Origin of the sequence: Nocardia amamiensis NBRC 102102 (assembly GCF_001612745.1) — a bacterium.
Lineage (GTDB): Bacteria > Actinomycetota > Actinomycetes > Mycobacteriales > Mycobacteriaceae > Nocardia > Nocardia amamiensis.
This window is the reverse complement of the sequence record NZ_BDBA01000028.1, coordinates 23,434-29,732: the sequence shown is the minus strand read 5'-3', so window position 1 is coordinate 29,732 and position 6,299 is coordinate 23,434. Positions and strand designations below refer to the sequence as shown.

Below are 6,299 nucleotides of genomic sequence, written 5' to 3'. Positions count from 1 at the left end.
AGCCGAGCGCCAGCGAGGTGGAGTCGCGAGCGCGGCAGACCCGGGGAGGTACGGAACATGATGAGAACACTGCGGGTTTCGCGGGTCGCGGCGACCGTCGCCGCCGCGGCTCTGCTCGGCGGATCGATCGTCACCGGCCTCGCGAACGCCGCGCCGGGCGTCGTGTTCGGTGCGTGCCCCGATGGATCTGTCACCGCTGACCGTGGCGTGCAGTGCGCCGTCGTCCGCGTTCCGATGGATTACGCCGAGCCGAACGGGCCGACGATCGACCTGACCGTCAGCCGGATCGCGGCGACCGGCACGCGAGAAGGCGTCCTGTTCGCCAATCCCGGCGGTCCCGGCGCCGATGCGCTGGACTATTGGGCGCGAAGGTCGGAGGCATTCCCCGCGGAACTCGCCGCGCGCTATGACCGGATCGCCGTCCAGCCGCGCGGGCTGCGCTGGGCCACGCCGCTGGAATGTGCCGGGGACACGAAACCCGCGGAGGGCGAACAGGTCTCGTTGGGCGGCGGCAACCGCGACGCCATCAAGAAGGCCTGCGACGCCGCGCAGCCCGGCTATCTGGACACCATCACCACCGAGAACACCGCACGCGATCTCGACGCCGTGCGTGCCGCGCTCGGGCTGGAGCGGATCAGCTACTTCGGCACGTCCTACGGCACCTACCTCGGCGCGGTGTACGCGACCTTGTTCGGCGATCGGGTGGAGCGAATGATCCTGGACTCCAACGTCAACCCGGACTGGGTGTGGACCGAGGAGTTCGCCCAACAGCAGATCGCGGGCAAGCAGCGCCTGGACGATCTGTTCGCCTGGATCGCCGAACACAACGCCGAGTACCACCTCGGCGACACCGCCTTACAGGTCTACCGGACCTGGGTCCGGCTGGCGGCAGACCAGGGCGGCGGCTGGTACGCCAACCTCACCCCGCCGCCCGCGAGCCTGGCCGACCTGCCCGGCGCACTGCCCGAGCCGTTGGCCGAGATTGCCAGGGACGGCTACAACGGCGGCGTCGAGCAGCTGGGCAAACTGCAGAACTTGCTGCGCACCTTGGTGACCGGTGGTGTCTCCGCTCAGGTGCCGTTGCTCGGCGCGACCACTGTCGCCACCTACACCCGCGCGTTCTGGCCGACCTTCGCCCGCGCGATGGCCGATGCCGCCGCGGACCCGGCGAACGTGCAGCGACTGCGGGCCATCGAGGGCGCGACCTCCACCGACCCCACCGGGCGGTTCGTGTTCAGCGCGATCACCTGCAACGAGAATGCCGTGCCGGGCAGGCCGGAACTGCTCGGCACGGCGGTCGGCACCATCGTCTCCGGCGGCAACGCCATGGATGCCCGTGCCGACCTGGTCCGCTCCGGAATGGCCTGTGGTTCCTGGAAGCCCGTGACGAAGCCGGTGCCGATCACGGTGGCGGGTCTGCGCACCCCGCCGCTGGTGCTGCAGAGCCGTCACGACGCGCTGACCAAGTACGAAGGCGGCCCGGCCATGGCCAAGGCGCTCGGCGGGACGCTGGTCACCGTCGAGGGCGGCGACCACGGCACGTTCGGCCGGGGCAATCCGGCTGTGGACGAAGCCGTGCTCACCTACTTGCGGACCGGGAAGGTCACCATCACACAGGCTGACCAGGCTCCGCTGCCCGGTAGCTGAGCGCATCGGGCGGTCGACATCGGTATTGCTGCGAGGCCACTTCTAGTGGGCCGGTTGGACGGCTGCCTCGGCTTGGCTGGGGCGGGCTCAGGTTGCCGACGGACTTCGTCTCGGCTGCGCCTTTTCGGCGACTGCCTTTGGCTACGGTCGGCCCGGGGCGGGCAGGGCGGTCCGATGCCGATCCGTGTTGCGGCCGGGCCGTGCTGCGGCCGATCCGGCCGCGACCGAGAATGTCGGGATGACGCAGGTATCCGCTCCTCGGGTGATCCTCGCCCCGGATAAGTTCAAGGGATCGCTCGCCGCGCCGCAGGTGGCGGCCGCGCTGGCCGCGGGATTGACGCGGGGCGCGCCGGATGCCGACGTCCGGCTGGTTCCGGTGGCCGATGGCGGTGACGGCACGGTCGAGGCGTTTGTCGCCGCGGGTTGGACGCGCGTGCAGCTGACGGCGCCGGGACCGACCGGTGTGCCACGCCGGGCGGCCTATGCCCGGCACGGGACGCGGGCCGTCATCGAACTGGCTGCGGTGGTCGGTCTTTCGGCGCTGCTCGAGGGGCGGCTCGATCCGCTCGGCGCGAGCACATACGGGTTGGGCGTCGTTCTGGCCCATGCCATGGACCACGGTGTGACCGACATCGTGCTCGGTCTCGGCGGCAGCGCCTCCACCGATGGAGGCGCGGGCATGCTGCAGGCGCTGGGCGCGCGCATCCTGGACGCCGACGGGCGGGAATTGTCCACCGGGGGAGCAGTTTTGGCACACGCCGCCCAATTGGATCGTTCCGACCTGCACCCTGGAATCGCCGCAACGACGTTCACGCTGGCCTGCGACGTCGACAATCCGCTGCTCGGGCCACACGGCGCGGCGGCGGTATACGCGCCGCAGAAGGGCGCGGGTCCGGCGGAGTCGGGCGTGCTCGAATCCGCGCTCGCCATTTGGGCGTCCGTCGCCGGTCCCGAATTCGCGAGCCACCCCGGTGCGGGTGCCGCAGGCGGTACCGGTTTCGGAGCGCTCGCCGTGCTGGGCGCGCGGGTACGCAGTGGCATCGAGGTCGTGCTCGAACTCCTCGAATTCCGCGACCTGCTCGCTGCCGCCACCCTCGTCGTCACCGGCGAAGGCTCCCTTGATCGACAAAGCCTGCACGGCAAAGCTCCCGTGGGAGTGTGCGCGGTGGCTCGTGCGGCGGGTGTTCCGGTGATCGCCGTGGTCGGCCGCACCCTCCTCGAGCCTGACGAGATTCGGTCCGCAGGCTTCGTGGACTGCTATGCGCTGGCCGACCTGGAACCCGACCCGGCACGCTGTATGACCGACGCGGCGTCGCTGCTCGAACGCGTCGGCGCGCGTATCGCGGCCGAGCAGCTGACTTAACTCGCGGACGCCAACAGGTTCGCGGTCAATTCGTGGCGGTGCCGGTCTCCCCATTCCTCGAGCGGGCGCAGGGCGACGGCAAGCTCCTTGCCGAGGGGAGTGAGCGAATACTCGACCCGCGGTGGGACCTCCGGATAGACCTCACGATGCACCACGCCACTGGCTTCGAGCTGGCGCAGGTTCTCGGCGAGCACCTTCTCGCTGACCCCGGTGAGAAGCCGGCGAATCTGCCCGAATCGCTGCGGACCGACCCCGAGTACCCACATCAGGTGCAGTTTCCACTTTCCGCCGACGACATCGATGGCGACCGACATGCCGCACACATCGTGATCTGCGTCACTACTCATGTCCACCGCGCTCCTTTGACCTGTTTTCGAACCTCTAGGTAAGCAACCGCACCTCGACGTTCGGTCTTCCCGACTCTACCTGCGGGAACGACGATGAGTTCCGGTGCCGACAGCAATCCGAACGACAACCGAAGGGACACATCATGTCCGAGCAGACCACCGCCAGCGCCGTCTCCGTCATCGGGCTCGGTCCGATGGGTCAGGCGATGGTCCGGGCTTTCCTGGACGCAGGCGTAGAGGTGACGGTGTGGAACCGCAGCCCCGAGAAGGTCGATGCCATGGTCGAACTGGGCGCGAAGCGCGCCGCGACCGTCGCGGACGCGCTCGACGCCAACGAGGTGACCGTGGTCAGCCTCACCCACTACGCGGCCATGTACGACGTGCTCGGTCCGGCGACCGATCACCTGAATGGCAAAGTGATCGCGAACCTGTCCTCCGATTCGCCGGAGAAGGCGCGCAAGGGCGCCGAGTGGGTCCGCTCGCACGGCGCCCAGTTCCTCTCCGGTGGCGTCATGTCGGCCGGGGAGAACATCGCGCACCCGGCGTCGTACATCTTCTACAGCGGCCCGCGAGAGGTCTTCGACGCGCACGCCGAGCTGCTGCGCCCGTTGAGCCCACAGGAGTACCTCGGCGCAGACGACGGCATGGCGCAGGTCTTCTATCAGGGGCTGCTGACCCTCTTCCACCCCTGGCTGCTCGGCTTCGACCAGGCGACCGCGATGATCGATCGCTCCGGTCACGACATCGCCGCGTTCGTCCCGTTCGCGATCCGTTCGGCCGCCGCGTTCCCCTACTTCATGGAGGAGTTCTCGGTCGCCAACCAGAACGGCGGATGGGCCAGCCTGGCCAGCTTGAAGATGATGGACGCGGGCGCGCAGCACATCATCGACGCGAGCGAGGAGGTCGGCGTCGACGCGACGCTCTCGCACACCTCGCAGTCGTTCTGGCGCAAGGCCGTTGCCGCCAGCGAGCAGGCGGGAAAGCCGATCTCCACCTACGCGCTGATGCGCGGCGACGCCTGACGCACGCAGCGGCGTAGCCCGCCGCCGCTTGCGTCGCAGAGCCGGCCGCTCCTTCACTCATGCCAGGCACTTATGTGAAGAATCGGCTGGCTCTGCTGTGGAGCTCTATCGAATGGCTGGAGGCGGCCAACATGATCACCACCCGGCGCAGCAGCCGGGAAGGACCACCGGGTGCGCAGATCGTCGTTGTCAGTGGCTGCGTCGACCGTTGCTAACGATCGTCGATTCTCGATCGATGAAGTGTTCGTTCGTTAATTGTGTTGCGTCGGAAGGTAATCGGTATATGTTGCATCGGATCATCGGCACTGGCAGCGCGCGCCGCGCGATAACGGGCGCTGTGGTTGTCGGGGTATTGGCGTTCGCTCCTGCTACGACCGCCGCGCTCGCGTCCGCGACTCCGGACGCCCCGTCGGCTCCGGCATCCACGCCTACCCCGCCTCCCTCGATGCCGAGCGGCCACGGCCCCGATCGTTACGACCAATTCGGCTACGACCACTCGGGCTACGACCGATTCGGCTATGACCGATTCGGCTACGACCGATTCGGCTATGACCACAGTGGCCGCGACCGCAGCGGCTATGACCGGCTGGGCTACGACCTGTGGGGATACGACCGATGGGGTTACGACCGCAGCGGCCGGGACCGGCAAGGCAACGACAGGTACGGTCGCGGCCAAGGAGACCGGGAACCCGATACCCGGCCCCTTCCGGCTACCGGAAGCGCGGGCTGAGCTGCCGGGGTCATCCCTCGGCTCTAGGGCCGTGCTGGGTGACCCGCCTGCCGGTCCACCGTGTCCGGCGCACCGCCGCGGGGCCGGTGACGGCGATCCGGGTCGCTACGCGTGCTGACCAGTTCGATCGGCGACGCACGCCGGGCGCTCGATGGCGCAGCGAAAACGAGAGCACTGCTCTTGACTTCGCTGCGGCAAGCATGGAACACTTCTCGCTATAGAGAGCAGTGCTCACAATCGAGGAGTAGGACATGGACTACAGCACCCGCTACATCGGGCCCGCCGGATTGGATCGGCTCTTCAACCGGATCTTCGATCTGTTGCCCAAGCTGGGCATCAGCGTGATGGGCTCGCGGCTGCTCGCGGTGCGCGGGCGCAAGAGCGGTGCATGGCGGACCACGATGGTCAATCTGATGGTGCGCGAAGACGGCGAGCGCTTTCTGGTGGCGCCGCGTGGGCACACGCAGTGGGTGCGCAACCTGCGGGCCGCGGGCGGCGGCGAGCTGCGGCTCGGTCGCAAGGTCGAGGCGTTCACCGCCACCGAGGTGGCCGACGCCGACAAGGTGCCGCTGCTGCGGCTCTACCTGCAGAAGTGGGGCTGGGAGGTCGGACGGTTCTTCGAGGGCGTGAGCAAAGACGCCACCGACGCGGAACTCGCCGCCATCGCACCCGGGTTTCCGGTATTCCAGCTCGCCGGCGCCGGGAACTGATCGGCTCAGGCCGAGCGGCCCAGGAATTCGATGGCGGCGGCGTAGCCCTGGATCCCCATGCCCGCGACCACGGCGGTGGCGATCGGGGAGATGTAGGAGTGGTGCCGAAACTCCTCACGCGCGTGCACGTTGCTGATGTGCACCTCGACGATGGGGAGTTCCGGAATCACCAGCGCGTCCCGCAGCGCCACCGACGTATGGGTGAGTCCGCCGGGATTGATCACGATGCCCGACTCGGCGCCCCGGGCCTGATGGATGCGATCGATCAGCGCTCCCTCGGAATTGGACTGGAACGCGACGACTTCCCGGTCGAACTTCGCCGCCGTCCGCTTGCACAGTTCCACTACGTCGTCCAACGTCGCCGACCCGTACACCTCCGGTTGCCGGGTGCCGAGCATGTTCAGATTCGGGCCGTTGAGTACGAGGATCGGGCCCGGCGTCGCGCCGACGGTCTCAGCCATGCACGCAACAGTAGACCCG

General features: G+C 68.4%; 7 protein-coding genes and 1 pseudogene. 6 read left to right on the top strand and 2 right to left on the bottom strand.

What is annotated here, in order from left to right:
- Positions 1–57 precede the first annotated feature (57 nt).
- A complete protein-coding gene (locus tag NA4_RS07800; protein ID WP_067466234.1) occupies positions 58–1,647 on the top strand; it encodes an alpha/beta hydrolase in 1,590 nt (529 codons plus the stop codon).
- Between the two features lie 238 nt (positions 1,648–1,885).
- Positions 1,886–3,010, top strand: coding sequence for a glycerate kinase (locus tag NA4_RS07795; protein ID WP_067466250.1), 1,125 nt, complete (start codon positions 1,886–1,888; stop codon positions 3,008–3,010).
- On the opposite strand, the gene NA4_RS07790 is transcribed toward NA4_RS07795, so the two are convergent.
- The gene (locus NA4_RS07790) at positions 3,007–3,357 is read right to left on the bottom strand and encodes a winged helix-turn-helix transcriptional regulator (protein ID WP_067466231.1); all 351 of its coding nucleotides are present in this window, start codon (positions 3,355–3,357) and stop codon (positions 3,007–3,009) included. The genes NA4_RS07795 and NA4_RS07790 overlap by 4 nt on opposite strands.
- A gap of 131 nt (positions 3,358–3,488) precedes the next feature.
- Here NA4_RS07790 and NA4_RS07785 point away from each other — a divergent pair.
- The 4 genes and pseudogenes from NA4_RS07785 to NA4_RS07775 all read left to right on the top strand — a co-directional run.
- A pseudogene (locus NA4_RS07785) lies at positions 3,489–4,379 on the top strand (NAD(P)-dependent oxidoreductase); the annotation flags it as partial.
- A gap of 59 nt (positions 4,380–4,438) precedes the next feature.
- Positions 4,439–4,594 (top strand): hypothetical protein, encoded by a 156-nt coding sequence (locus tag NA4_RS40160; protein WP_157128883.1) that lies wholly within the window; start codon positions 4,439–4,441, stop codon positions 4,592–4,594.
- 68 nt (positions 4,595–4,662) lie between these two features.
- Positions 4,663–5,109, top strand: a complete 447-nt coding sequence (locus tag NA4_RS40155) for a hypothetical protein (RefSeq protein WP_157128882.1) — start codon at positions 4,663–4,665, stop codon at positions 5,107–5,109.
- 251 nt (positions 5,110–5,360) lie between these two features.
- Positions 5,361–5,819 (top strand): nitroreductase family deazaflavin-dependent oxidoreductase, encoded by a 459-nt coding sequence (locus NA4_RS07775; RefSeq protein ID WP_067466220.1) that lies wholly within the window; start codon positions 5,361–5,363, stop codon positions 5,817–5,819.
- A gap of 5 nt (positions 5,820–5,824) precedes the next feature.
- Here the strand turns inward: NA4_RS07775 and aroQ are convergent, their stop codons facing one another.
- On the bottom strand, positions 5,825–6,280 hold the full coding sequence (gene aroQ / locus NA4_RS07770) for a type II 3-dehydroquinate dehydratase (protein WP_067466217.1): 456 nt from the start codon (positions 6,278–6,280) through the stop codon (positions 5,825–5,827).
- Positions 6,281–6,299: the final 19 nt, after the last annotated feature.